The following is a 24,989-nucleotide window of genomic DNA, read 5'->3' as shown; positions in this document are numbered from 1 at the left end:
AGGGGTCCGTTCAACGGACGTGTGTGCGAGCCGTGTTCCTCCGTCCCCCCACCTCCAGGAGTACACACATGGACCGCAGAAGGATCATCCAGGGCACCGCGGCCACCGTCGCCGCGGCGCTGCTTCCCTCGTCCGTCCGGGCCAGCGCGGCCGAGGCCGGCGACACGGACTATCCGACGGCGCACTGGGCCCCGGCGTCGACCTCCAACTACACGGTCTCCTCCCGCCCTTCGGCGTATCCCGTCCAGTACGTGATCATCCATGTCACCCAGGAGACGTTCTCCGACGCCGTGGCCATCTTCCAGAACCCGGCGAAACAGGTGTCCGCGCACTACGTGGTGCGCTCCTCGGACGGCTACATCGACCAGTGCGTCCGGGAGAAGAACATCGCCTGGCACGCGGGAAACTGGGACTACAACACCCGCAGCATCGGCATCGAGCACGAGGGGTACGTGGACCAGCCCTCGTACTTCACCAACGCCCTGTACGAGAAGTCGGCCCTGCTGACCGCCTCGATCTGCGACCGCTACGGCATCCCCAAGGACCGTGCGCACATCCTGGCCCACTCCGAGGTGCCGGGCTCCGACCACACGGACCCGGGAAGCCACTGGGACTGGGTGCGCTACATCCGGCTGGTCAACCTGCTGAGCGCGGGCTGAGCCGGTCGCGCGCATTCCTCAACACCCCCTCGCCGCACGGGAACCGACCACCTGTCGAGACAGCGGCGACGGTGTCCTTGACGGCGCCACCGGGCGGGCCGAGACTGACGGGGACGGTCACGACTGTCAGCGCCGCGCGCACGGGCTCCCCGTCCGCGCGGTCATCGGCCCCGGCCCGCTGACGCGCAACCCTTCGGCCGCGATGGGGTGCTCCGGGTGACGACCGGGTCCTGTCGGCGCGACAGGACAAGCGCGGCCCCGCCTCCCGCGGGCGCCCCGACGGCAGGACCGGTGGGAAGTGCCCAGGAACGGATTGACGAGGCGTCTGCACATCGACCTGCTGCGCGTCGCCAGCGCCTCGTAGGCGCCCGCGCCCCCGGGTCCGCCCGGCCCGCCGCCGTCCCGGCCGGCCGGACCGCCGCCCACCGCCCCGCACCCGCCGGTCCGCTCCCCGAACGGACGGCCTCCGGCCGGTCCCCAGCGCCCCCGCACACCCCCGCGCGGGCGCGGTCGCCCTTTCCTCGTCCCGCCGCCCAGAACGCGGCGGCGGCTCCGTCGTTCCTCCAGGGATCCCACAGGAGAGTCATGCCCGAAACAGTCCCGCGCGGCCTCGGTACGACCGGAACGCCCCCGCGTACCCCCGCGCCCACCATCTCCCCCGCCCGCGCGCTGGGTCTGCGCCCCCCGTCGGGGATTCCCTCACCGCGCTTCCACAGCCGGATCGGCGTCGGTCTCGCGGGCGGCTTCTATCCCGCCCCTCACCGCTACGAACTCTTCCTGTCCGCCGGCTGTCCGCGCTCACTGCGCGTCTCGATCACCCTGGACCTGCTCGGCCCGGATCAGAACGTCACCACCACCCTGCTGACGCACCCGGCCGCCTCCCCGGACGGCTTCGCCTCGCTGCGCGCCGCGTACGAGGCGACGGTGCACCACTACGACGGCCCGCTGACCGTCCCCGCGCTGCGCGACCGGTGGAGCGGACGCATCGTCAGCAACCACACCCCGGACATCCTGCGTGATCTCGCGGAGCTGGTGTCCGGCCAGGGGGCCGACCGCCCCGGCACACTCACCCCTTCCGCCCTGGCCCCCGACATCGAGGCGCTCCGCGAGCTCCTGGAGCTCGGTCTCGCCGAGGCCGGCGGACGGGCGGCCGTGCTCGGCGCGCTGGAGCGCCGGCTCCCGCTGCGGCCGTACGCGCTGGGCGACGCACTCACGGCCGCCGACGTCGACCTCTGGACGGCCCTCGTCCAGCCGGGCGCCTCCGGTGCGCCGGGGGCGTACCCCCGGCTCCAGGCGTACGTCCGCCGGCTCGGCGGGCATCCGGCGTTCCGGCGGGCGTACGGGGCCCTGCTCGCCGCCGCCTGAACGGTCCGTCAGCCGCTCTCGGCCGCCGAGGGATAGCGGACGAAGAGGACGCCCTCCACCGCGCCGTCGGGCGCGCCGTAGACATGGGGCACGTCGGCCCGCCACCGGACGCTCGCACCGGGACCGACGGTGCGGGTGGCGTCCGGCGGGCCGACGACGGCGGTGCCGCTCAGGACCATCAGGCTCTCCCGCGTGCCGGGGACATGGGCCCGGGACTCCTGGACGCCGCCCGCGCGGATACTGACGCGGAAGACATCGGTGACGGCCGATCCGTCCTCGTCCTCGTAGCGCTCCAGCAGGACGGCGGTGACCGCGCTGCCGGACACGCCGGTGCGGACGGGGCCGGGGCCGGCCGTCGCGGGCGGGTCGCCCAGGGCGGCGCTGAGGGGCAGGCCGAGCGCGGTGGTCAGCGCGTACAGCGTCTCCAGGGTGGGGTTGCGGGTGCCGCTCTCCAGCTCGGAGAGCGTCCCCTTCCCCACGCCGGACCGGCGGGCCAGCTCCGACAGGGACAGCTCCCGCTCGCGCCGCAGCGCCCGGAGCCTGCGCCCCACGTCCTCGTTCAGCCCCATCGGCCCGCATCCGCTCCGCAGTTCCCGGTTGACGGGCGTCGGCCCGCCTCTCTAGTGTTCCACAAACAGAACGTTCCGTATACGGAACGCCTGTCGGCGCCCCTGCCGGGCCCGGCCCCCTCCCCACCAGGAAAGCGGCTCACTCATGCTCGCGCTCGCCCGTATCCGCTCGGCCGCGCCGCCCTCGGCCGTGACCGCCGGACTGATCGCCGTCATGGTCGGGGTCACCAGCTCCGCCGCCCTGGTCTTCACCGCCGCGAAGGCGGCCGGTGCCGACGAGCGCGCACTCTCCTCGTGGATGCTCGCCCTCGGCATCGGGCTCGCCTGCACCAGCATCGGCCTGTCGCTGCGCTTCCGCGCACCCGTCGTGACCGCCTGGTCGACGCCCGGGGCCGCGTTGCTGACGACCGGCCTGAGCGGGGTGTCGATGCCGCAGGCCATCGGCGCGTTCGTCTTCTCCGGACTGCTGATCCTCGTCAGCGGCGTGACGGGGTGGTTCAGCCGGCTGATGAGCCGGATCCCCGTGCCGCTGGCGGCCGCCCTGCTGGCCGGAGTGCTGTTCCGGTTCGGCACCGGGCTGTTCAGCACGATGCACGGCAGCTTCGCGGTCGCGTTCCCCATGTTCGTCGCCTATCTGCTGGCCCGCCGGCTGCTGCCCCGGTACGCGGTGCTGGTGGCGCTCGCCGCGGGGGTGGCGGCCACCGTGTTCACCGGCGGCTGGAAGCTCGGCACGGTCCGGCTCGCCCTCGCCACCCCGGTGTTCACCGCCCCGGAGTTCGACTGGAAGGTCCTCGTCAGCGTCGGCGCCCCGCTCTTCGTGGTCACGATGGCCTCCCAGAACCTGCCCGGCGTCGCCGTGCTCCGGGGCTCGGGCTACGACGTCCCGGTGTCCCCGCTGATGACCTGGACCGGCGCGGCCAACGCGGTGCTGGCGCCCTTCGGGGCCTTCGGCCTCAACCTCGCCGCGATCACCGCCGCCATCTGCACCGGCGAGGAGGCCCACCCCGACCGCGAACGCCGCTTCCTGGCGGCCGTCTGGGCCGGCGTGTTCTACCTCTGCGTGGGACTGCTCGGGGCGACCGTCGCCTCCCTCCTGGCCGCCATGCCGCACGAACTCGTCCTGGCCATCGCGGGAATCGGCCTCCTCGCCACCATCGAGGCCTCGCTCGTCTCGGCGCTGTCCGATCCCGCCTCCCGCGAGGCGGCCGTGGTGACCTTCCTCGCCACCGCCTCCGGAGTGACCCTGCTCGGCATCGGCTCTGCGTTCTGGGGCCTGCTGGCCGGTCTGGTCACCACGGCCGTCGCCACGGCCGGACACCCCCGCCGCGCGGGACGGACGACGACCCCGGACCCGGTCCCGGACAAGGCCCCTGCCCGCTAGCGGGCAACCGTGGAACGGAGTTGCACCGCACGGCGGCACCGCGATGGGATGACCCCATGCAGAAAGCGGTTTCCACCCTCTCGTCCGACCCCCTGGCACCCTTCGACCACCTCGACCACCGCTACCGCGGCGAGAACCCGGTCCGCACCCTCGGCCATCTCCTGCGGCCCGACCGGGGGCGGCTCGCCCTCGCAGTCGCCCTCTTCGTCGTCAAGCACAGCCCGATCTGGCTGCTTCCTCTGATCACCGCGACCGTCCTGGACGTCGTGGTGCAGCACGGTCCGGAGTCCGGACTGTGGAAGTCCACCGGCGTACTGCTCTTCATCCTGGTCATCAACTACCCGCTGCACCAGTGGTACGTACGCTGCCTCGGCGGCAGCATCCGGCGCATGGGCACCACCCTGCGCTCGGCGCTCTGCCGGCGGATGCAGCAGCTCTCCATCGGCTACCACGCCCGGGTCAGCTCCAGCGTCCTGCAGGCCAAGGTGGTCCGCGACGTGGAGTCGGTGGAGCAGATGATGCAGCAGAGCGCCGACATGGGGCTCGGCGCCGTCGTCACACTGATCGGCGGCCTCGTCGTCATCGGCATCCGCGTCCCCGCCTTCCTGCCGGTCTTCCTCGTCGTCGTCCCCGCGGCCGGATTCCTGGTGATGAAACTGCGCGCCCGGCTGCGCAGCCACAACGAGTCGTTCCGCCGCGAGGTCGAGCAACTCTCCTCGCGCGTCGGTGAGATGACCACGCTGATCCCGATCACCCGGGCACACGGGCTGGAGCGCACCGCGCTCGGCCGGGTGGACGGCTCGCTGCGCCAGGTCTTCGTGGCGGGGCTGCGCCTCGACATGGTCAACGGGCGATTCGGCTCCCTGGCCTGGGTCATCCTCAACACCCTGGGGGTGCTGTGCCTGACCGGGTCCGCGCTGGTCGCCTACCACGGCTGGATGCCGGTCACCCCCGGTGACGTCGTCATGCTCAGCGCCTTCTTCACCGTGCTCACCGGCTCCGTGACGACACTGCTGGGGCTCGCCCCGATCCTCACCAAGGGCCTGGAGTCGGTCCGTTCGGCGGGCGAGGTCCTCCAGGCACCGGACCTGGAACAGAACGCCGGCAAGGCGCAGGTCGACCGGGTCACCGGCCGGATCGACTTCGAGGACGTCGGCTTCGCCTACGAGGACGCCGAACCGGCCGTCAGTGGGTTCACCCTCTCCGCGCGCCCCGGCGAGACCATCGCGCTGGTCGGCGCCTCGGGCGCGGGCAAGTCCACCGTCCTCAACCTCCTGATCGGGTTCATCCGCCCGACCTCGGGCCGCATCCTGCTGGACGGCACCGACATGGCCGGACTGGACCTGCGCAGCTACCGGCGGTTCCTGTCGGTCGTGCCGCAGGAGTCGATCCTGTTCGAGGGCACCATCCGCGACAACGTCACCTACGGCATGGGCGACACCGACGAGGCGACGCTGATGCGCGCGCTGGCGGACGCCAACGCCCTGGAGTTCGTGGAGAAGCTGCCGCTCGGCCTGGACACGGTGGTCGGCGAGCGGGGCGCCCGGCTCTCCGGCGGCCAGAAGCAGCGGCTGGCGATCGCCCGCGCGCTGATCCGCGATCCGCGGGTGCTCGTGCTGGACGAGGCCACCTCGGCCCTGGACAACCGTTCCGAGGCGCTGGTCCAGGAGGCCCTGTCCCGGCTGGTGCACGGCCGGACCGTCTTCGTCGTCGCGCACCGGCTCTCCACCATCCAGGGCGCCGACCGCATCGTCGCGATGCAGGGCGGCCGGATAGCCGAGGTGGGCACCCACGCCGAACTCATCGGCCGGGACGGCGTCTACGCGGGACTCCAGCCCGCGTGACACCCCTCCCCCACCGCGCCGGGACGGCCGGCGCCGCGGCTCACCAGTCGTGGACGCTGCCGTCCCGGAGGCGGTTGACGGGCAGATAGGCCCGCTCGTACGGGTGCGCGGCGGCCAGCGCCTCGTCCAGTTCCACCCCGATGCCGGGCTCCTCGCCGGGGTGCAGATGCCCGTCGGTGAAGGTGTAGGCGTGCCGGAACACCTGCTCGGTCAGGGCGTTGTGGCCGGAGTACTCCTGGATGCCGAAGTTGTGGATCGCCAGATCGAGGTGGACGGCGGCGGCCATCCCGACCGGCGAGATGTCCTCCGGTCCGTGGACGGCGCTCCTGATCTGGTACTGCGCGGCGAAGTCGAAGAGCTTGCGCAGCGGCGTGACCCCGCCGAAGTGGGTGACGGCGGAGCGCACGTAGTCGATCAGCTGCTCGGTGATCAGCGTCTGGTAGTCGTACACCGTGTTGAAGACCTCGCCGACGGCCAGCGGGGTCGTGGTGTGCCGGCGGACGAGGCGCAGCGCCTCCTGGTTCTCGGCGGGTGTGCAGTCCTCCAGCCAGAAGGGGCGGTAGGGCTCCAGGTCCTTGCCGAGCCGGGCGGCCTGGATCGGGGTGAGGCGGTGGTGGGCGTCGTGGAGGAGCGGCAGTTCGGCGCCGAACTCCGCGCGCACGGCCTCGAAGACGGCAGGGGTGTGCCGCAGATAGGCGTCGGTGTCCCAGTCCTCGACCAGCGGCCGGGTCTGCTGGTGGGCGACGGCCGCGCCGCTGTCGTCTTGGTTGTACACCCCGTACACGGCCTTGAGTCCGGGGATGCCGGTCTGGATGCGGACGGCCGGGTAGCCCTCGGCGAGCCTGGCGCGCACGGAGTCGAGGAGTTCGGGGATGTCGCGTCCGTTGGCGTGGCCGTACGTGGCGACGCGGTCGCGGCTCGCCCCGCCCAACAGCTGGTAGAGCGGCAGTCCGGCGGCCTTCGCCTTGATGTCCCACAGGGCGACGTCGACGGCGGCGATCGCGGCCATGGTCACCGGGCCGCGCCGCCAGTAGGCGCCGCGGTAGAGGTACTGCCAGGTGTCCTCGATACGGTGCGGGTCGAGACCGGTGAGGAGGGGCGCCACGTGTTCGGTCAGATAGCCGACGACCGCCAGCTCCCGCCCGTTGAGGGTGGCGTCGCCGAGTCCGGTGAGGCCGTCGTCGGTCGTCAATTTCAGGGTGACGAAGTTGCGTCCGGGGCCGGTGACGACGACCTTCGCGTCGACGATCTTCATGCGTGTTCTCTTTCGGTGGGCGGGCGGCCGGTTCCCGGATCGGCCCGTGCCGCCGTCGTGCGACGGTCAAGCTATCAAGCCCGCCCCGGACGCCGCCCCGCCCCGGACGGGCCGGGACGGCGTCTCGCGCGGCGTCAGCCGCAGGTCGTTCCGTTGAGGGTGAAGGCGTCCGGGTCGGTGCCCGGCGCGCCGGTGGCCTGGAAGCCGAACGAGACGGTGCCGCCCGGGGGCACGGCTCCGTTGTGCCCGGCGTTCTTCGCCGTCACCCGGGTGCCGGTCTGGGAGACCGTGGCGTTCCAGGCGTTGGCGACCTTCTCGCCGCCGCCGAAGTCGAAGCCCAGTTCCCAGCCGTCGAGCGGGTCCGTCCCGGTGTTGCGGACCGAGACGTCGGCGGTGAAGCCGCTGCCCCAGGCCTGGCTCACCCGGTAGGTGACCGCGCAGGATCCGGCCGGTCCGGGGGTATCCGTGGGATCGGGCGTCGGGGTCGGGTCGGGCGTCGTGGTGGGGTCCGGTGTCGCGGTCGGGTCGGGCGTCGGATCGGGGCCGGGCCCGCTGCCGTCCGGTGCGCTGCCCCACTGCGGGGCGGCACCCTCCAGCAGCACCATGTGCGGGGCGTCGACCGGGGTGGTGCCGGGGGTCGTGGCGGTACTGGGGTACGACCAGTCGTTCGCCGGGTCCCAGGCCCCGGCCGAGGTGATCCGGAACTGCACCTCCTTGCGGTAGGCGGACTGGCCGGCCGGCGCGATGTCCGTTCCGGAGCAGTCCACCGTGACGTGGTAGACGTCGCCCTGGTCGTGGGTGGGTCCGGTGACCTTGCCGCACTGGTTGTAGTTGGTGGTGAGGCTGATCATGTCGGGCGTGACGCCCGGCTCCAGCGTGAAGTAGTAGCGCACGGACGCGTCGGTCAGGGCGCGGGCCGGCCACGCGGACCGGTTGAGGACATAGGCCTTGACCTCCGTGAACGTGCTGCCCGAGGCATTGACCGAGGCCTGGACGGACATCTCCGGGCCGTCGGGGGTCTCCGGCTTCGGGAAGTCGGCCAGCGGGGCCCCGCCGTACTCCTTGTAGAGCCGGGCCAGCGCCCCCGTGAAGGCGGCGTTGTAGTCCGTCGCGACCTCGTTGTTGACGTAGTTGGCGCGGTCGTCGGTGTAGGAGTCGTCCGCCGCGCTCGGGCCGCCGACCAGTGCGCCGTAGAGCGTGTGCCGGCTCTCGACGGGGTTGTTCATCTGGTCGGTCCACGAACCGTGGGCGGTGCGGTGGTGGGGTTGGGTCGGCGGGTTCTCGCCGAAGCCCACGACATAGCTCGATCCGCGCGGGTTGTCGCCGAGCGCGTAGTCGATCTGCCGGACCGCGAAGTCGTGGTAGCGGGCCTTGCGGACGCTGTCCCCGGTGAGCCAGTCGGAGTAGCTGAGCGCCGCGAACGCGGTGGTGGCGGCATAGCGCAGGGAGCCCCAGCTGTCCAGCACGGCCTGGCCGCCGGGCGAGTAGGCCACCCGCTGCCCGTTGACGCCCACGGTCCACCAGTCGAGCCAGCGGTTGGCGTCGTCGACGTACTTCTGCTTGCCCGTCAGCTGGGCGAGCAGCACATAGGCGCCGTAGGAGCTGTCGTCCCAGGACAGGGTCCAGCGGTAGGAACGGGTGCTGCTCTGCGGTTCGGTCGACAGGCCGTCGTACGCGGCTTCGGCCTTGGCCAGGTACGCGGAGTCACCGGTCGCCCTGTAGAGCCAGATCGCGCCCCAGACCAGTTCGTCCGCGTAACCGCTCCAGGAGTTGTAGTAGCCCTGGGCGTCGGTGATGCAGTCGCTGTACTTGCCGCGGTGGGCGTCGGCGAAGGCGTACAGCTGCTTGGCGTGGGTGAGCAGCTTGGCGGCGTACGCCGGGTCGCTGCCGGCGAAGACCATGGAGGAGGAGGCCATCGCGGCGGCGGTCTGCCCGGCCAGGTCGGTGCCGGGGCAGGAGGCGTCGATCTTGTAGGCGGGCCGCGCCATCGGCATCACCTCGGCCGGGCCCCACCACTTGTGGTCCGCGCCGCCGTTGCCCACCTGTCCGTACAGGACGTCGGGCGAGGGGTGGGCCTTGATGAAGTAGTCGTTGACGAAGCGCAGGTTGTTCCGCAGGTACGTCAGCTGGCCGGAGGCGGCGTACGCGTCCTCCTGCTCGACGCCGCCCCAGGCGAGCATGGTGGCGGAGAAGGCCATCGGGAGACCGAACTTGACGTGGTCGCCGGCGTCGTACCAGCCGCCGGTCAGGTCCAGGCCCACGTCCTTGCCGTCGTCGAGCGCGGAGTCGCCGCGCCAGCCGACCCGGTTGGTGTCGGGGAGCGGGCCGGACTGCTGCGCCTCGTAGAAGAGCAGGGACTTCTGGAGCGCCTCGCCGTAGGCGAATGCGGGGGCGGCGGAGGCGTGACCGGTGAGGGACAGCGGCAGCAGGAGGCCGGCGCCGAGGGCGAGGACCGTGGCGACGACACCGGGGCGGCGGAGGCGGCGGGGGGAGGACGGCCGGGGTCGTCTTCGTGGCACGGGGAGGGTGAACAGGCGCAACGGAACGGTCCCTTCCGGACGTCGGTGAGGTGGGGACGGTGCGGGGATCTGGAGGGGCTCGGTTCATGGGAGCGCTCCCATGAACCGAGCCCATGAAGCCAGCCACCGGATGACCTGTCAACACTTCTGACAGGAACACTTCAGATGCAGGGGGTTCCGTCGGCGGACACGGGCCCCTCGTTCCCCCGGCCCTGCCCCCACGCAGCCACCCGTTCGGGTGACTTGGGCGCGCGACCCGGCGCGCGGCGCCGGAAGCTGGCGTTTCGGACGCCGTCCCACACCCGGCGTCCCGACCGGAGGTACGCATGAGCGCGATGGACATGCCGGCCGAGCTGCCGAAGGACACGGCGCGGCCGGTGGCGAGGGACCGGCCCGCGGCCCCACGGCTGAGCTGGGTGACACTGGCGCTGATGACCACGGCCTCGGTGGCCAGCCTGCGGGCCGCGCCCACCATGGCCGTCTACGGACTGGCCTGCGTCTTCCTCTATCTGATCCCCGCGATCGTCTTCCTCCTGCCGACCGCCCTGGTCTCCGCCGAACTGGCGTCGGGCTGGCCGGGCGGGGTGTACCGCTGGGTGAGCGAGGGGCTCTCCAAACCGCTCGGATTCCTCGCGGTCTGGTGCCAGTTCGCGATGACGATCTTCTACTATCCGAGCCTGCTGGCGTTCGTCGCCTCCACGATCGCGTACGTCATCGATCCCTCGCTGGCCTCCAACGGCGTCTACACCGCCATCGTGATCATGGTCCTGTACTGGACCGGGGTCTGGATCTCCTCGCGCGGCACCAAGGCACTGGCCGGCCTGTCGTCCTGGGGGCTCGTCATCGGCACCCTGGTGCCCGGCACCGTGCTGGTCGTGATGGGCATGGTCTTCCTCGGCCAGGGCAACGCCTCCGCCGCGCCGATGACCTCCTCGCACCTGCTCCCCCAATGGGCCGGGCTCGCCAGCCTCGTCCTGATCGTCAACAACTTCCTGTCGTACTCCGGCATGGAGATGAACGCGGTCCACGTCTCCTCGCTGAAGAACCCGGCGAAGGAGTACCCGAGGTCGATGTTCCTGGCGATGGGGCTGGTGCTGCTGATCTTCATCCTCCCCGCGCTGGCGATCAGCTGGGTGGTGCCGGCCAATCAGCTGAGTCTGACGGCCGGGGTGATGCAGGCCTTCGACGCGTTCTTCGGCCACTTCCACGTCGGCTGGATGACGCCCATCGCGGCGGTGATGCTGATCTCGGCCTCGCTGGGCGGCATGCTGACCTGGCTCGCCGGCCCGTCCAAGGGCCTGCTGGAGATCTCCCGCAGCGAGGGCTACCTCCCGCCCTACCTCCAGCGCCTCAACAAGTACGGCATCCAGCAGAACATCCTGGTCACCCAGGGTGTGGTGACCACCGTCATCGCCCTGCTGTACGCGCTGATCCCGAACGTCTCCAGCGTGTACTGGATCTTCTCCACCATCACCACGCAGGTCTATCTCATCGTGTACCTGCTGATGTTCGTGGCGGTCGTCCGGCTGCGGAAGACGCAGCCCGACCACCCGCGCGGCTACCGCGTCCCCGCCCTGCCCGTCCTCGCGGTGGTCGGTCTGCTGGCCTCGGTCGCCGCCCTGGTGATCGGCTTCGTGCCGCCCTCGCAGTTCGGCAACGGCAGCGTCGGCGCCTACATCGCCATCATCGGCGGCGGTCTGCTGATCCTCGGGCTGCTCATCCCGTGGCTGTTCCTGCGCCTGCGCAAGCCCTCGTGGCGTACGGAAGCGGCCTCGTCCGGCGAGGAGGCCGTCTCATGAGCCCCACCAGGTTCGCTTCGGAGCACAAGTGGCTGTACATCGGCACGATCGTCCTCCTCGTGGCGTTCGCCGTCGTCGGCGTCATCCGCTACGAGACCGCCAGGAGCGGCAACGAGGCCCAGCGCAAGGCCGAGGAACTGGCCGACGCGGCGGTCGACGCCGGCTATCCCCGCCCGGACGTCAACACCCTCAAGCGGGTCCTGGGGGACGACGGCGGCCAGGTCTGCGAGCAGCCCGCCTCCGCGCTCAAGACCGCGCTGTGGAAGATCAACCTGGGCAACGGGGCGGCCGGTCCCGGAATGCGTCCCGGCATCGAGGACACGCAGGCGGTGCGGGCCGAGGCGAAGATCCTGGAGATCTACTGCCCGGACAAGCTGGACCGGATCCAGGACAAGATCGACGACCTCAGGACCGACGACACGGTGAGGCGCTGATGAGCACCGACCCCCTCGCCGGCCGGATCGCCGGTCTGATGACCCGGGCGCGGGCGGACCTCACCGAACTGGTGTCGATCCCCTCGGTGGCCGACCCCCGGCAGTATCCGCCCGAGGAGTGCCGCAGGGCCGCCCAGTGGGTGGCCGACGCCTTCACCGAAGCCGGACTGCGCGATGTGCATCTGGTCGAGACGCCGGACGGCAGCAACGCCGTCCTCGGGCACCGGCCCGCCCCGCCCGGCGCCCCGACCGTACTGCTGTACTGCCACTACGACGTGCAGCCGCCGCTCGACGACGACGCCTGGACGACCCCGCCGTTCACCCTGACCGAGCGGGACGGCCGCTGGTACGGGCGCGGCACGGCCGACTGCAAGGGCAACATCGTCATGCACCTCACCGCCCTGCGGGCGCTCGGCGACGACATCCCGGTCGGGCTGAAGTTCGTCGCCGAGGGCTCGGAGGAACAGGGCACCGGTGGACTGGAGGCGTACGTCGAGGCGCACCGCGACGTCTTCACGGCCGATGCCCTGCTGGTGTGCGACACGGGCAACGCGGCGGTGGGCACGGGCACGGCGACCACCTCGCTGCGAGGGCTGGTCAATGTCGTGGTGACCGTCGACACCCTGGCCGGTGAGGTGCACTCCGGCATGTTCGGCGGTCCCGCGCCGGACGCCCTGGCCGCGCTGGTCCAGTTGCTGTCCACGCTGCGCGATCCCGAGACCGGCGCGACCAGGATCGAGGACCTGGACGCCACGGGCCGCTGGGAGGGCGCGGGCTACGACGAGGAGCAGTTCCGGGCCGACGCGGGCGTCCTCGACGGGGTGCCGCTCACCGGGGACGGCAGCGTCGCCGACCGGCTGTGGGCCCGTCCGGCCGTCACCGTGCTCGGCATCGACTGCCCGCCCGTGGTCGGTTCGGCGGCCGCGGTGCCGCCGTCCGCGGCGGCCCGGGTCAGTCTGCGCATTCCGCCGGGGACCGACGCGGCCGCCGCCCGGACCGCGCTGACCGGCCATCTGACGCGGGCGGCGCCGTGGGGGGTGCGGGTGACGGTGGAGCCGGAGTCGAGCGGTTCGCCGTTCCGGGCGGCCACTGACGGTCCGGCCTACGGGGCGCTGGGCGAGGCGATGCGCGAGGTCTACGGCAAGGAGATGACGTACCTGGGGCAGGGCGGATCCATCCCGCTGTGCAACGTCCTCGCGGACGCCTACCCCTCCGCCGAGATCATCCTGATGGGCGTCGAGGAACCGCGGTGCCTCATCCACGCGCCGAACGAGAGCGTGGACCCCTCCGAGATCGAGCACATGGCGCACGTGGAGGCGCTGTTCCTCCAGCGGTACGCCCGGACGTACCGCTGACCGGGACGGCGGGGAGCGCATGACCTCCGGGGCCCCGCGGGAGGCCGGCCACGACGAGGTGGCCGGCTTCCTCGCCCGGCTGACGCATGGGCTGCTCCGCTCCAGCGGCGAGGGGGCCGAGCAGATCGAGCACGCGGTCACCGCGGCCGCCCGGGGTCTGGGCGCCGAGGTGACGCTCGCCGTGCTCCCGGACGCCGCGACGCTCGCGGTGACATTCGACGGCCACCACTCCACCCGGGTGGTGCGGGGTTTCCCCGAGGTGTTCCGGATGGACCGGGTGACGGCGCTGAAGCCGCTCCTGGCCGAGGTGGCGGCCGGCCGGCTGGACGTGGCGGCGGCGGAGCGCCGGCTCACCGCGATCGGCGACGCCCCGGCCCCGTATCCGTGGTGGGCCAAGCTCGCCGGTGTGGTGCTGTTCTCGGTGGGCTTCGCCCCGCTGATGCAGCCGACCTGGTACGAGGTGGGGAGCACGGCGGTGCTGGCGACGGTCGCCGCGTGCCTGGTGGTCGCTGCGGACCGGCTGCCCCGGCTGGCCAAGGTGCTCCCGCTGGTCGTGGCCGTCACGGTCTCGCTGCTCACGCTGGAGGTGTTCGCCCGGACCCCCGCCCACGGCGGGCCGGTACTGCTGATGCTCCCGGCCCTGTTCTTCTTCGTCCCCGGCGACTACCTCAGCGCGGCGGCGGCCGAACTGGCGGCGGGCCATCTCACCACCGGCGCGATCCGGCTGGTCTACGCGGTGGCGCTGCTCGTGCAGCTCTACGTGGGGGTGGTGCTGGGCCTGGTGATCACCGGCCGGCCCCGCGACGCGCTGTTCGATGTGGCGGTGCGGGGCGATCTGCCGCGCTGGGCGCTGTTCCTCGGGTGGATCGTCTTCACCGTCGGGGCGCTTCTGGCGTTCGCGGTGCCCGCCCGGATGCTGGGCCGGCTGCTGGTGCTGGTGTACGTGACGGTGGGGGTGCAGACGGGGTTCACCGCGCTGCTGGGGGATCTGGGCGGCACGTTCACGGCGGCAGTCGTACTGGGCGGGGTGACCACCTGGCTGGCACGCCGTCCCGGTCAGCCGCCGCGCATCGTGCTGGTGCTGCCGGGCTTCTTCACGCTGACGGTCGGTTCGCTGGGGATGCGCGGGCTCACCGCGCTGGCGGGCGGCCGTCCCGTGGAGGGCTTCCGCGATCTCGGCGATCTCGTCACGCTGGTGACGGCGATCGGCCTGGGGCTGCTGCTGGGTGCGGTGGTGGCGCGACGCCCCGACCCGGGGGGCTGAGCCGGCCGGTCCGGTCCGGTCAGTCGGCGCTCATGTCCGCGCCGTCGGCCGGGGACGACTCGGCCAGGGCGAACCAGGCGGTCTTCCCCTCCGGTTCGGGGCGCACCCCCCACTGGTCGGCGAGGATGTCGAGCAGCATCAGGCCCCGGCCCGACGAGGCGAGTTCGCCCGGTGCCCGTTGGTGGGGCAGCTCGTCGCCCCGGTCCATGACCTCGACGAGGAGACGGCGCCGGCCGGTCTCGCCGGTCACGGAGGCGTTCATGGCGCCGTCCTGATCGGTGTGGACGAGCACGTTGCCGAGCAGTTCGGTGGCGAGCAGCACCGCGGTGTCCACCTGGTCCGGGCGGGCCCAGTCGTGCAGCAGCGCCTTGAGCTGGGCGCGGGCCTCGGCGAGCCCCTCCCCCTGGTGCTGGCCGACGGTCAGCATCAGACGGCGCGGGCTGATCTCGGTGTGGGCGCGCCCGGAGTCGCGGCGCACCAGGAGGAGCGCCATGTCGTCGCCGTCGTGGGCGGGGGCCGCGTCCCGTCCGTCGGGTCCGGGGTCGAGCACCGTGCCCATCAGCCGGTCGGCCATGCCCTCCAGGTCGTCGGCGGGGCCGGGCGAGAACGCGTCGCGCACCCGTACCCAGCCGCTGTACATGTCGTGCCCGCCGTTCTCGATGAAGCCGTCGGTACAGAGCATCAGGATCTCGCCGTCGTGCAGGCGCACGATGTCGACCGGGTAGTCCTCCTCGCCGGGCATCAGCCCGAGCGGCAGTCCGCCGCTGATGTGCTTGATCAGACAGGTGCCGTCCGGGGTGCGCAGGACGGGGTGGGGGTGGCCGGCGCGGGCGATGTGGAGATCGCCGGTGGAGGGGTCGGCCTCGATGTAGAGGCAGGTGGCGAAGCGGTCCTCGTCGAGCGTGGTCAGGAACCGGGAGGCGCGGGCCAGGACGGCGTCAGGGCCGTGGCCCTCGGCGGCGTAGGCGTGCACGGCGGTGCGCAGCTGCGCCATCAGCCCCGCGGCGTGCACGTCGTGGCCCTGGACGTCGCCGATGACGAGGGCGAGGCGGCCGTTGGGCAGGTCGATGCTGTCGTACCAGTCGCCGCCGACCATGAGCCCTCCCCCGGTGGGCACGTAGCGGGTGGCCACGCTCAGTCCGGTGAGGGCGGGGTCGGCGGTGCGCATGCTGCGGCGCAGGCCCCGGGAGAGTTCGAGTTCGGCGCGGCTGGCGCGGGCCCGTTCGAGGACCTGGGCGAGGATGCGCGCGGTCGTGGTCAGCAGGGCCCGCTCGGCGTCGGTGAAGGCCACGGGGGCGCGGTAGGCGCTGAGCCAGACGCCGGTGACGCGGCCCGCGGTGACGAGCGGGATGAAGGCCCAGGCCTCGCGACCCTTGCGCGCGGAGAGGTGCCAGGTCGCCGGGAAGCGGCGGCGGTACTCCTCGGGGGTGGGCAGGAAGACGGACCGCCCGGTCCTGGCCACCTCGGCGGCCGGGTAGCCGGTGGTCAGGGGCATCCGGAAGCCGCGGTCGGCGCCACCAGGGCGGAATCCGTACTGTCCGAGCGCGACCAGGTTGCCCTCGGCGGGGCCGAAGACGCACTGACCGTCGAGGGGGAAGTCCGGTGCGTAGAGTCCCGCGACCAGCTTCAGGGCCTCGTCGAGCGAGTCCGCCTCGGCGAGTGCGTGACCGGCCGGGAGCAGCAGGGCGTCACGGCGTCGGGCCTCCTCGCCGCCGGTGCCGGCCCGGTCGGTACCCGCCCGTCCGTCCGGCGGGTCCGGCGGGGCGGGCTCCATGCGGTTGAGGGCGTCGATCTGTTCCAGTTCGGACGCGAACGCCCCCGGCGACGGCTCCTGCCGCTCACCACCCATCCGGCATCCCTTCGTCCCGGTGTCGTCACCGACTGCTCGTTCCATGCTCCGACGGGAGAGCCGGGTCCGCAGAACGAGTGGGTGCCGAGGGGGCGGGACGCGGGGTGGTGTGCCCCGCCGCGCGGAGGGGTGCCGGTGGGCCGGAGGCCCTAGCGGTACGCCGCTGACCTGCGCACATCACTGAAGTCGATGGCCCGGTCGGCCTCGCGCATGGTCTCCTCGGCCACCCGGCGCACCTCCGCCGGTACGTCCCCGTGTTCCTCCACGAGTCCGGCGTAGATCGGCGCATCGGTTCTGTCGGTGAAACTCACGTCGCACTGCCTCAATCGGTTGTGTGTGCCATCGTTCGGGCGGAAACAGGGGCCGATTCTACGTGGTCGTTCCGGGCGTCGCGGACCGGCCCGCGATGTGGCCGTACGCAGGGCGAATCGGTGCTGTGGGCGTCGTATTCGATCTTTCGGCCGACGCGCGGACGTACGGGCGGCCATGATGGGAGTCATGGCGAATCCGACGATCCTGACCGTCGACGACGACCCGGCGGTCTCCCGCGCGGTCGCCCGCGACCTGCGGCGTCGGTACGGCGAGCGGTACCGGGTGGTGCGGTCGCTCTCCGGGGCCGACGCGCTGGAGGCGCTGCGCGAGATCAAGCTGCGCGGCGACCGGCTGGCGGTCGTGCTCGCCGACTACCGGATGCCGGAGATGAACGGCATCGAGTTCCTGGAGCGGGCGATGGATCTGTTCCCGCTCGCCCGCCGGGTGCTGCTGACGGCGTACTCGGACACCGAGGCGGCGATCGACGCGATCAACGTGGTGGATCTGGACCACTACCTGCTGAAGCCGTGGAGCCCGCCGGAGGAGCACCTCTACCCGGTGATCGACGGACTGCTGGAGTCCTGGCACGCCACCCCCGATCCGGGCGAGACGCAGACGCGGGTGGTCGGGCACCGCTGGTCGGCGCCCTCGTTCGCGGTCCGCGACTTCCTGACCCGGAACCTGGTCCCCTACCGGTGGCTGCTGTCAGACGAGCCGGAGGGCCGCGGTCTGCTGGACGCGGCGGGGCTGTCGGCGGCGGACGTGCCGGTGGTCGTCACCCCGGACGGCAAACCGCTGGTCCGCCCCTCGGAGCAGGAGCTGGCCCAGCGGGTGGGGCTGAGCACCGCCCCCTCCTCGGACTTCTACGACCTGGTGGTGGTCGGCGGCGGACCCGCGGGGCTGGGGGCGGCGGTCTACGGCGCGTCCGAGGGGCTGCGGACGGTCCTGGTGGAGGAGACCGCGACCGGCGGCCAGGCGGGGCAGAGCAGCCGGATCGAGAACTACCTCGGCTTCCCCGACGGGGTGTCCGGCTCCCAGCTCACCGACCGGGCCCGCCGCCAGGCGCTGAAGTTCGGGGCGGAGATCCTGAGCGCGCGGCGGGCCGTGGCCCTGGAGGTCGCGGGCGCGGGACGGATGCTGCGGCTCGGCCCGGAGCACACCGTCTCGGCGCACACGGTGGTGCTGGCGACCGGGGTGTCCTACCGGCTGCTGACCGCCCCCGGGCTGGCCGCGTTCGCCGGGGCGGGGGTGTTCTACGGCTCGGCGGTCACCGAGGCGCCGAGCTGCTCCGGCGAGGACGTGTACATCGTGGGCGGGGCGAACTCCGCGGGCCAGGCGGCGGTGCACTTCGCGCGGTACGCGCGACGGGTCCATCTCCTCGTCCGCCAGGGCGATCTGACGCGGTCCATGTCGCGTTACCTGATCGACCAGATCGACGCCGTCGACACGATCGAGGTCCATCCGTGGACGGAGGTGAGCGACGGCGCGGGCGACGGTCATCTGATGGAGCTCACGCTGCGCGACAACCGGACCGGGGCGGAGCGGACCGTGCCCGCCTCCTGGCTGTTCGTCTTCATCGGCGCCGAACCGCGCACCGGCTGGCTCGACGGGGTGGTGGCACGCGACCCCCGAGGCTACGTGCTGACCGGGCCGGATCTGGTGGCCTCGGGGAGCCGCCCGGCGGGCTGGCGGCTGCCGAGGGATCCGTACCACCTGGAATCGAGCGTCCCGGGCGTCTTCGCGGCGGGCGACGTGCGGTCCTCGTCCGTGAAGCGGGTCGCCTCGGCCGTCGGCGAGGGGGCCATGGCGGTCTCGCTGGTCCACCGCTACCTGGAGGCACAGTGAACACACCGGACCGGCCGGCTCCGGAGCTGCTGCGGACCCTCTTCCTCTTCGAGGAGCTGGACGACGAGCAACTGGCCTGGCTCGCCGAGCGGGGCCGTACGGAACAGCGGTCCGCGGGCTCCGTCGTGTACGAGGAGGGCACCCCGGCCACCTGCTTCTTCGTGCTGCTGGGCGGGGCGATCGCGCTGAGCCGGGTGCTGCACGGCGACGACATCGAGGTGAGCCGCACCGATCAGCGCGGGGTGTACGCCGGCGCGACGCGCGCCTATCTGGGCGACCGGGTCGAGCAGCGGTACGCCCACACGCTGCGCGCTGTCACGGACACCGAGTTCTTCGTGCTGCCCGCCGAGGACTTCGCCCACGCGGTGCGGACCTGGTTCCCGATGGCGCTGCATCTGCTGGAGGGGCTGTTCTTCGGCACCCGGGCCGCCAACGCCGTCGTCAGCGAGCGGGAGCGGCTGCTCGCGCTGGCCGCGCTGTCGGCGGGGCTCACCCATGAGCTGAACAATCCGGCGGCGGCCGCGGTGCGGGCGACCGCCGCGCTGCGCGAGCGCGTCGCGGGGATGCGCCACAAGCTGGCCCTGATCGCGGACGGCCGGCTCGACGGTTCCGAGCTGCACCGGCTGGTGGAGCTCCAGGACGAGGCGGTCCGGCGGGCGGGCGCGGCACCGCCGCTCTCCGCGCTGGCGGCGGCGGACGCCGAGGACGAGGTCGCCGACTGGCTGGAGGAGCACGGGGTGACCGGCGGCTGGGAGCTGGCGCCCACGCTGGTCTCGGCGGACATCGGCACCGGCTGGCTGGAGGCGGCGGCCGGGGCCGTGGGCGCGGACAATCTCGGCTCCACGGTGCGCTGGCTGGTGTACACCGTGGACGCGGAGCTGCTGATGGGCGAGATCGACGACGCGGTGAGCCGGATCTCCGGTCTGGTGGGCGCCGCCCAGCAGTACGCGCAACTGGACCGGGCCCCGCAGCAGACCGTCGACGTGCACACGCTGCTGGACGCGACGCTGACGATGCTTCAGGCGAAGATCCCGGCCGGGGTCCGGGTGGTCCGGGAGTACGACCGCGGACTGCCGCGCATCACCGCGTACGGGGCCGAGCTGAACCAGGTGTGGACGAACCTGATCGTCAACGCGGTGGACGCGATGCCGGACGGGGGGACGCTGACGATCCGCACCTGGCGAGCCGAGGACCGGCTGTTCGTCGAGGTGGCCGACACCGGGACCGGGGTGCCGGACGCGATCCGGCCCCGGATCTTCGAGCCGTTCTTCACGACCAAACCGGTCGGTGAGGGCACGGGGCTGGGTCTCGACATCTCGTACCGCATCGTGGTGAACAAGCACCGGGGCGACATCCGGGTCGAATCCCAGCCGGGCGACACCCGGTTCCGGGTCTGTCTGCCGATCGGGACACCCGGTCAGCCGCCCGATCCGGGACCGGTCCGGGCGAACGGTTGACCTCAAGTCCGCTTGAGCTCATAGCGTTTGTCCCACGCCCCGGTCCGGTTCCGGCCTCCGGGGGCCGTCACGTCCGCCCCCGGAGGCACGTATGAGCATGGAAGTCACCGCCTGGTCGTCGATGCACAGCGCGATGAACGCGCAGCAGGACCGCAGACCGTTCTCGCGGGCCACGGTGCGCCGGATCGCCGCGTTCGCCCGCCCCCGCCAGGGCGAGTTGTACCGCTATCTGCTGCTGAGCGTCGTCATGGCCCTGCTCGCGGTGGCCACCCCGGTCCTGGCCGGCAAGGTGGTCGACGCGATCGTCCAGGGCAAGGACTCGGGCACGGTCACCCGGCTCGCGCTGCTGATCGCGGTGATCGCCGTGGCCGAGGCGGGGCTGGGCCTGCTGACCCGGCTGCTGTCGGCCCGGCTGGGCGAGGGGCTGATCCTCGATCTGCGGACGGCCGTCTTCGACCACGTCCAGCGGATGCCGGTCGCCTTCTTCACCCGGACCCGGACCGGTGCGCTGGTCAGCCGGCTCAACAACGACGTGATCGGGGCGCAGCGGGCGTTCAGCAACACCCTGTCCGGGGTGGTCTCCAATCTGGTGACGCTGGTGCTGACGCTGTCGGTGATGCTGACGATCTCCTGGCAGATCACCCTGCTGGCGCTCGTGCTGCTGCCGGTGTTCGTCGTGCCGGCCCGGCGGACGGGCTCGCGGATGGCGCGTCTGCAGCGCGAGGCGGCCGCGCACAACGCCGCGATGGGCACGCAGATGACGGAGCGCTTCTCCGCCCCGGGCGCCACGCTGGTCAAGCTCTTCGGCCGGCCGGCGGACGAGTCGGCCGAGTTCGCCGCCCGCGCCTCGCGCGTCCGCGACATCGGTGTCCGTACGGCCATGGCGCAGTCCACGTTCATCACGGCGCTGACCCTGGTCTCCGCGCTGGCCCTGGCGCTGGTCTACGGTCTCGGCGGCTACTACGCGCTGCGGGGCACCCTGGAGGCGGGCGCGGTGGTCGCGCTCGCGCTGCTGCTGACCCGGCTCTACGCCCCGCTGACGGCGCTGGCGGGGGCCCGGGTCGAGGTGATGAGCGCGCTGGTCAGCTTCGAGCGGGTCTTCGAGATCCTGGATCTGAAGCCGCTGATCGCCGAGAAGCCGGACGCACGCACGGTTCCGGACGGTCCGGTCTCCGTGGAGTTCGACGGCGTCTCCTTCGGCTACCCGGCGGCCGACAAGGTCTCGCTCGCCTCGCTGGAGGAGGTCGCGACGCTCGATTCGCGCGGCGGGACGCGGGTGCTGCACGAGGTGTCCTTCCGTGCCGAGCCCGGCCGGATGGTCGCCCTGGTCGGTTCCTCGGGCGCGGGCAAGTCGACGATCGCCCAGTTGCTGCCGCGGCTGTACGACGCCGAGGAGGGCGCGGTGCGGCTCGGCGGGGTGGACGTGCGCGATCTGACGGCCGAGTCGATCCGCGAGACGCTCGGCATGGTCACCCAGGACGGGCACCTCTTCCACGAGTCCGTCCGGTCCAATCTGACCCTGGCCCGGCCGGGGGCGGGCGAGGAGGAGATCTGGGACGCGCTGCGCCGCGCGCGGCTCGACGGGCTGGTGGCCTCGCTGCCGGACGGGCTGGACACGGTGGTGGGCGAGCGCGGCTACCGCCTCTCCGGCGGCGAGCGGCAGCGGTTGACGATCGCCCGGCTGCTGCTGGCCCGGCAGCGGGTCGTCATCCTCGACGAGGCGACCGCGCACCTGGACTCCACCTCGGAGGCGGCGGTGCAGGAGGCGCTGGCCGAGGCGCTGGAAGGGCGTACGGCGGTGGTGATCGCGCACCGGCTGTCCACCGTGCGGGCCGCCGATCTGATCCTGGTGATCGAGGAGGGCCGGGTGGTCGAGCGCGGAACGCACGAGGAGCTGCTGGCGGCGGGCGGCCGGTACGAGGAGTTGTACCGGACCCAGTTCGAGGGGCCGGAGACGGTGCGGCAGGAGTCTGCCGGGACCGTCTGAGCCAACGGCCCCGCCCGTGCCGATGCCCCCGGTCCGTGCGTACCGGGGGCATCGGGTGCGTGCGGACGGCGGGGGTCAGTCGTCGTCGGTCTTCTCCGAGGTCACGGCGCCGGTGGCGGCGTCGACGTCGAGCGTGTGCTCGCGCCAGGCCTTGTCCACGACGTCCACGGACCAGACGAGGACCTTCTTGTCGTTCTCGTCGAGTTCGGCGGAGGTGACCGTGCCCTTCTGCTTGTCCGTGGCCGCCTTGGCCGCCTGCTGGACGGTCTGCTTGGCCTGGGTGAGCCGCTCGGCCGTGCGGCTCTTCTCGGCGGCGTCCTGGCCGGGCTCCTCGACGCTCTGGATCACCTTGCCGGAGACCGCGTCGATGCGGACCATGTGCTCGGTGCCGTCCTTGGCCGCGACGGTGGCGACCCATTCCGGACCCGTGGGGGCGGGCGAGGGGCTGGCGCCGGTGGGCGACGGGCTCGCGCCGGTGGGCGAGGGGCTGGCGGTCGTCTCGGGGGACGGGCTCTGCTCGTGGTCGGTGTCGTCGTCGGACTTGCCGGGGCCGCGCAGGTCCAGCTCGACGACCTTGCCGCCGGAGACGGCTCCCTCGGCCGTGGTCACCGCGGTGTCGAAGGTGACCTTGGTGGAGTCGAGCAGGGTCTTGCGGTCCTTCATGTCCTTGGTCATCGAGGCGGCGGCCGAGGCCTTCGCGCTCATCGAGGCCGTGGCGGTCCGCTCCGGGACGGCGCGGGCGGCCTCCGAGGTCGCGGTGCCGGTGGACGAGGAGCCGCCGCTGTCCTGGCCGCAGCCGGTCAGCAGGGCCGCGGCCAGCAGGACGCCCGCGGCTCCGGCCGCCCGGAGGCGGTGGCGGCGCGGGGTCCCGGTGGTCTTCGGTGGGGAGTGACGTGTCATGCCGGGATGCCTAACCGCCGTGGCGGTCCGTCATGACGCATCACCGCCCGGAGTCACCCGATCAACCGCGCGAGGGCGCTCATCCGCGGGTGTCGTCGGGGATGCTCACCAGCCACCGGGTGGCGCGACGGGGCCTCAGGTACAGGGCCCAGTAGAGCGTGGCGACGGCGGTGATCCCGCCGGTCCAGAGCAGGTACACGGCGTCCTGCCGGGTCAGGACGTAGCCGAGGACGAGGATGAGCAGCACCGGCACGGCCGGCCACAGGGGCATGCGCCAGGCGGGGGCGGTGCGGTGGGCGCCGCGCCGGCAGAGCAGGGCGGCGACCGCCACCAGCAGGTACATCGCGGTGACGGAGACGCCGGTGACGCCGTACAGGGTGTCCAGGTTGACGAAGCAGAGGGCGGCGCCCGGGACGCCGACGAGGAGGGTCGCCACCCAGGGCGAGCCGAAGCGGCCGAGCCGGGACAGGGCCGTGTTGACGGGGGCGGGCCAGGCCTTGTCGCGGGCGGAGGCGAACAGCACGCGGGAGTTCTGGATGACCATCACGATGCCCGCGTTGATGATGGCGAGGGCGACGCAGAGGCTGACGAAGGTGCCGACCGCGGAGTTGGACCAGGCCTCGACCATGGAGCCGAGGTCGCCGGAGGACAGCGCCGCCAGGTCGGGGGCGCCCAGGGTGAGGGCGATGACCGGGACGAGGATGACGGCGCTGGAGATGGCGAGGGTGGCGAGCACGGTGCGGGCCACGGTGCGGCGCGGGTTCTCCAGTTCCTCGGACAGATAGACAGCGGTGGAGAAGCCCTGGGTGATGAAGAGGGCGATGGCGAGACCGGAGACGACCATCATCGCGGTGACCGTGGAGGTCGTGCCGTGCTCGGAGGCGACCGTTCCGTGGACGAGCGCGGAGGCGCCGCGTTCGGTGTGGGCGAAGCCGAGGACCGCGACGACGGCCGCCGCGATGACCTCCAGCACCAGGAAGACGCCGGTGATCCAGGCGTTGGCGCGCAGGTCGAGCAGTCCGGCGAGGGTGGCGAGCAGCATGACGCCGGCACCGGCCGGGGCGGCGGGGATGTGGACGAGCGGGGCCAGGTAGTCGGCGGTGCCCATGGCGATGACCGGGGGCACGATCATCACGACGAGCAGCGAGAGCACGAACACGAGCCAGCCGGCCAGCCGTCCGGCCATCGTCGAGACCATGGCGTACTCGCCGCCCGCGCTGGGGATCAGCGTGCCCAGTTCCGAGTAGCAGAAGGCGACCGCGACGCAGAGCAGCGAGCCGATGGCGATCGTCAGCGCGGTGTAGGTGCCCAGGGTGGAGAAGAGGTCGGGCACCACGACGAAGAGCGTGGAGGCGGGGGTCACGCACGAGAGCGTGAGCAGAGTCCCTCCGACGACGCCGATGGAACGCCTGAGCTTCTGCGGGGTGGGGCCGGTCGCGGGGGCGAGCGCCTGGGGAGCGCTGAGCGTGTCGGTCATCGAGCTGGGTTCCGATCAACAGGTGCGGTGACTGAGCGCGGGAGCGGTATCGCCTCCGGACAACGGTGTGAGGGATGGTTCCGGGGCTCCCGTCGCGCCATGCAATACCGACGCGTTCCGCAGGTCAATAGGGGTTTTCCTTCGGAATCCGTCGTCAAGATCGCTGCCGTCGACGGTTTGCGGCCAAGATCGGGTGGACGCAAAGGGATCGGCCACTGCGGGAACCGCAGCGCCCGCCGGGCAAAAGTTTCCCCTGATCTGCCCCTGCTCCCCGCGCCCGTCCGCGTGAGGGTCGGCAATCCGCTCCGGCGGGTCGCGGTATGCGGTCATCGGTGCGAGCCTGGATGCATGACCTGGGCCTCCTGGACGACGCGCGGAGTGTATTCGGGGCACGGCGGCGTGCTGACCGAAGAGGTCGGGCCGCTCTCGGGCGACCTGACCGTCCACACCACGTGGGCCGACGGCTCCGCGCAGATCACCGTGCAGTACACCGGAGCGGCCGACTGGTTCACGATGGCGGGCAGCCCGGTGGCGTGTCCGTCGGAGGAGGCCAGCCGGACGCTGCACGAGGCGGCGGTGGAAGCCGTCAGACAGGGCGATCGGGCCACGGGCCCCTTCGCCCGGCCCGGCCCCGATCTCCCGGCCGGGGAACCCGCCGCGGAGTAGCCGCCGGGACTCCCCCGGACCCTGCGACGCTTGGGTGCCCGTACGCGGTCGC

General features: G+C 72.4%; 20 protein-coding genes and 1 riboswitch. Of the genes, 13 read left to right on the top strand and 7 right to left on the bottom strand.

What is annotated here, in order from left to right; translation table 11 throughout:
* Positions 1-68: 68 nt before the first annotated feature.
* The 3 genes from ACFVDM_RS11030 (at position 69) to ACFVDM_RS11020 (ending at position 2,024) form a co-directional block, all read left to right on the top strand.
* Positions 69-659: an N-acetylmuramoyl-L-alanine amidase gene (locus tag ACFVDM_RS11030; RefSeq protein ID WP_383636169.1), complete on the top strand. Its 591-nt coding sequence runs from the start codon at positions 69-71 to the stop codon at positions 657-659.
* Between the two features lie 115 nt (positions 660-774).
* A riboswitch (SAM riboswitch) is annotated at positions 775-918 on the top strand.
* 39 nt (positions 919-957) lie between these two features.
* Positions 958-1,023 (top strand): putative leader peptide, encoded by a 66-nt coding sequence (locus ACFVDM_RS11025; protein WP_383636772.1) that lies wholly within the window; start codon positions 958-960, stop codon positions 1,021-1,023.
* 221 nt (positions 1,024-1,244) lie between these two features.
* Entirely contained in the window at positions 1,245-2,024 is a 780-nt protein-coding gene (locus ACFVDM_RS11020; protein ID WP_383636166.1) for a glutathione S-transferase C-terminal domain-containing protein, read from the top strand.
* Positions 2,025-2,032: 8 nt separating this feature from the next.
* Here ACFVDM_RS11020 and ACFVDM_RS11015 read toward each other — a convergent pair whose 3' ends face one another.
* Positions 2,033-2,593: a helix-turn-helix domain-containing protein gene (locus ACFVDM_RS11015; protein ID WP_383636163.1), complete on the bottom strand. Its 561-nt coding sequence runs from the start codon at positions 2,591-2,593 to the stop codon at positions 2,033-2,035.
* A gap of 145 nt (positions 2,594-2,738) precedes the next feature.
* Here ACFVDM_RS11015 and ACFVDM_RS11010 point away from each other — a divergent pair, with 145 nt between their 5' ends.
* Together ACFVDM_RS11010 and ACFVDM_RS11005 are read left to right on the top strand one after the other, a co-directional pair.
* Positions 2,739-3,974, top strand: coding sequence for a benzoate/H(+) symporter BenE family transporter (locus ACFVDM_RS11010; protein WP_383636160.1), 1,236 nt, complete (start codon positions 2,739-2,741; stop codon positions 3,972-3,974).
* Between the two features lie 56 nt (positions 3,975-4,030).
* A complete protein-coding gene (locus ACFVDM_RS11005) occupies positions 4,031-5,818 on the top strand; it encodes an ABC transporter ATP-binding protein (protein ID WP_383636157.1) in 1,788 nt (595 codons plus the stop codon).
* 40 nt (positions 5,819-5,858) lie between these two features.
* On the opposite strand, the gene manD is transcribed toward ACFVDM_RS11005, so the two are convergent.
* Entirely contained in the window at positions 5,859-7,073 is a 1,215-nt protein-coding gene (manD, locus tag ACFVDM_RS11000) for a D-mannonate dehydratase ManD (protein ID WP_383636154.1), read from the bottom strand.
* A 134-nt stretch (positions 7,074-7,207) separates the two neighbouring features.
* Positions 7,208-9,592: a glycoside hydrolase family 9 protein gene (locus tag ACFVDM_RS10995; protein WP_383636151.1), complete on the bottom strand. Its 2,385-nt coding sequence runs from the start codon at positions 9,590-9,592 to the stop codon at positions 7,208-7,210.
* A 326-nt stretch (positions 9,593-9,918) separates the two neighbouring features.
* Here ACFVDM_RS10995 and ACFVDM_RS10990 point away from each other — a divergent pair, with 326 nt between their 5' ends.
* The 4 genes from ACFVDM_RS10990 to ACFVDM_RS10975 are packed head-to-tail and all read left to right on the top strand — an operon-like array spanning position 9,919 to position 14,444.
* Complete coding sequence (locus ACFVDM_RS10990; protein ID WP_383636148.1) at positions 9,919-11,391, top strand: APC family permease; 1,473 nt, start codon at positions 9,919-9,921, stop codon at positions 11,389-11,391.
* On the top strand, positions 11,388-11,825 hold the full coding sequence (locus ACFVDM_RS10985; RefSeq protein ID WP_383636145.1) for a hypothetical protein: 438 nt from the start codon (positions 11,388-11,390) through the stop codon (positions 11,823-11,825). The genes ACFVDM_RS10990 and ACFVDM_RS10985 overlap by 4 nt, the downstream gene beginning before the upstream one ends.
* Entirely contained in the window at positions 11,825-13,180 is a 1,356-nt protein-coding gene (locus ACFVDM_RS10980) for a dipeptidase (protein WP_383636143.1), read from the top strand. Before ACFVDM_RS10985 ends, ACFVDM_RS10980 begins: the two co-directional genes overlap by 1 nt.
* A 19-nt stretch (positions 13,181-13,199) precedes the next feature.
* Positions 13,200-14,444: a threonine/serine exporter ThrE family protein gene (locus ACFVDM_RS10975; protein ID WP_383636140.1), complete on the top strand. Its 1,245-nt coding sequence runs from the start codon at positions 13,200-13,202 to the stop codon at positions 14,442-14,444.
* Between the two features lie 19 nt (positions 14,445-14,463).
* Here the strand turns inward: ACFVDM_RS10975 and ACFVDM_RS10970 are convergent, their stop codons facing one another.
* Both ACFVDM_RS10970 and ACFVDM_RS10965 read right to left on the bottom strand, forming a co-directional pair.
* Complete coding sequence (locus ACFVDM_RS10970; RefSeq protein ID WP_383636137.1) at positions 14,464-16,338, bottom strand: SpoIIE family protein phosphatase; 1,875 nt, start codon at positions 16,336-16,338, stop codon at positions 14,464-14,466.
* A 104-nt stretch (positions 16,339-16,442) separates the two neighbouring features.
* A complete protein-coding gene (locus ACFVDM_RS10965) occupies positions 16,443-16,604 on the bottom strand; it encodes a hypothetical protein (RefSeq protein WP_383636134.1) in 162 nt (53 codons plus the stop codon).
* Between the two features lie 187 nt (positions 16,605-16,791).
* On the opposite strand from ACFVDM_RS10965, the gene ACFVDM_RS10960 reads away from it, so the two are divergent.
* The 3 genes from ACFVDM_RS10960 (at position 16,792) to ACFVDM_RS10950 (ending at position 21,894) form a co-directional block, all read left to right on the top strand.
* Positions 16,792-18,450 (top strand): FAD-dependent oxidoreductase, encoded by a 1,659-nt coding sequence (locus tag ACFVDM_RS10960; RefSeq protein WP_383636131.1) that lies wholly within the window; start codon positions 16,792-16,794, stop codon positions 18,448-18,450.
* Entirely contained in the window at positions 18,447-19,907 is a 1,461-nt protein-coding gene (locus ACFVDM_RS10955; RefSeq protein WP_383636128.1) for an ATP-binding protein, read from the top strand. Before ACFVDM_RS10960 ends, ACFVDM_RS10955 begins: the two co-directional genes overlap by 4 nt.
* Positions 19,908-19,998: 91 nt before the next feature.
* Positions 19,999-21,894 carry an ABC transporter ATP-binding protein gene (locus ACFVDM_RS10950; RefSeq protein WP_383636125.1) on the top strand — a complete coding sequence of 632 codons (1,896 nt, stop codon included), beginning with the start codon at positions 19,999-20,001 and terminating at the stop codon, positions 21,892-21,894.
* Between the two features lie 75 nt (positions 21,895-21,969).
* On the opposite strand, the gene ACFVDM_RS10945 is transcribed toward ACFVDM_RS10950, so the two are convergent.
* Both ACFVDM_RS10945 and ACFVDM_RS10940 read right to left on the bottom strand, forming a co-directional pair.
* Positions 21,970-22,794, bottom strand: a complete 825-nt coding sequence (locus ACFVDM_RS10945; protein ID WP_383636123.1) for a PepSY domain-containing protein — start codon at positions 22,792-22,794, stop codon at positions 21,970-21,972.
* A gap of 79 nt (positions 22,795-22,873) precedes the next feature.
* On the bottom strand, positions 22,874-24,271 hold the full coding sequence (locus tag ACFVDM_RS10940; protein WP_383636120.1) for an APC family permease: 1,398 nt from the start codon (positions 24,269-24,271) through the stop codon (positions 22,874-22,876).
* Between the two features lie 348 nt (positions 24,272-24,619).
* On the opposite strand from ACFVDM_RS10940, the gene ACFVDM_RS10935 reads away from it, so the two are divergent.
* On the top strand, positions 24,620-24,937 hold the full coding sequence (locus ACFVDM_RS10935; RefSeq protein WP_383636117.1) for a hypothetical protein: 318 nt from the start codon (positions 24,620-24,622) through the stop codon (positions 24,935-24,937).
* The last annotated feature ends 52 nt before the right edge of the window (positions 24,938-24,989 follow it).

The sequence above is a fragment of the Streptomyces sp. NPDC057682 genome (assembly GCF_042799575.1).
Classification (GTDB): domain Bacteria; phylum Actinomycetota; class Actinomycetes; order Streptomycetales; family Streptomycetaceae; genus Streptomyces.
This window is presented reverse-complemented; position numbering and strand designations above follow the sequence as displayed.

Coding starts and splice junctions, on each gene's coding strand:
- ACFVDM_RS11015 (WP_383636163.1), bottom strand. CDS start 2,593: ATGGGGCTGAACGAGGACGTGGGGCGCAGGCTCCGGGCGCTGCGGCGC.
- ACFVDM_RS10960 (WP_383636131.1), top strand. CDS start 16,792: ATGGCGAATCCGACGATCCTGACCGTCGACGACGACCCGGCGGTCTCC.
- ACFVDM_RS10970 (WP_383636137.1), bottom strand. CDS start 16,338: ATGGAACGAGCAGTCGGTGACGACACCGGGACGAAGGGATGCCGGATG.
- ACFVDM_RS10945 (WP_383636123.1), bottom strand. CDS start 22,794: ATGACACGTCACTCCCCACCGAAGACCACCGGGACCCCGCGCCGCCAC.
- ACFVDM_RS10940 (WP_383636120.1), bottom strand. CDS start 24,271: ATGACCGACACGCTCAGCGCTCCCCAGGCGCTCGCCCCCGCGACCGGC.
- ACFVDM_RS11020 (WP_383636166.1), top strand. CDS start 1,245: ATGCCCGAAACAGTCCCGCGCGGCCTCGGTACGACCGGAACGCCCCCG.
- manD (WP_383636154.1), bottom strand. CDS start 7,073: ATGAAGATCGTCGACGCGAAGGTCGTCGTCACCGGCCCCGGACGCAAC.
- ACFVDM_RS10985 (WP_383636145.1), top strand. CDS start 11,388: ATGAGCCCCACCAGGTTCGCTTCGGAGCACAAGTGGCTGTACATCGGC.
- ACFVDM_RS10975 (WP_383636140.1), top strand. CDS start 13,200: ATGACCTCCGGGGCCCCGCGGGAGGCCGGCCACGACGAGGTGGCCGGC.
- ACFVDM_RS10935 (WP_383636117.1), top strand. CDS start 24,620: ATGACCTGGGCCTCCTGGACGACGCGCGGAGTGTATTCGGGGCACGGC.
- ACFVDM_RS11010 (WP_383636160.1), top strand. CDS start 2,739: ATGCTCGCGCTCGCCCGTATCCGCTCGGCCGCGCCGCCCTCGGCCGTG.
- ACFVDM_RS10950 (WP_383636125.1), top strand. CDS start 19,999: ATGAGCATGGAAGTCACCGCCTGGTCGTCGATGCACAGCGCGATGAAC.
- ACFVDM_RS11030 (WP_383636169.1), top strand. CDS start 69: ATGGACCGCAGAAGGATCATCCAGGGCACCGCGGCCACCGTCGCCGCG.
- ACFVDM_RS10990 (WP_383636148.1), top strand. CDS start 9,919: ATGAGCGCGATGGACATGCCGGCCGAGCTGCCGAAGGACACGGCGCGG.
- ACFVDM_RS11005 (WP_383636157.1), top strand. CDS start 4,031: ATGCAGAAAGCGGTTTCCACCCTCTCGTCCGACCCCCTGGCACCCTTC.
- ACFVDM_RS10980 (WP_383636143.1), top strand. CDS start 11,825: ATGAGCACCGACCCCCTCGCCGGCCGGATCGCCGGTCTGATGACCCGG.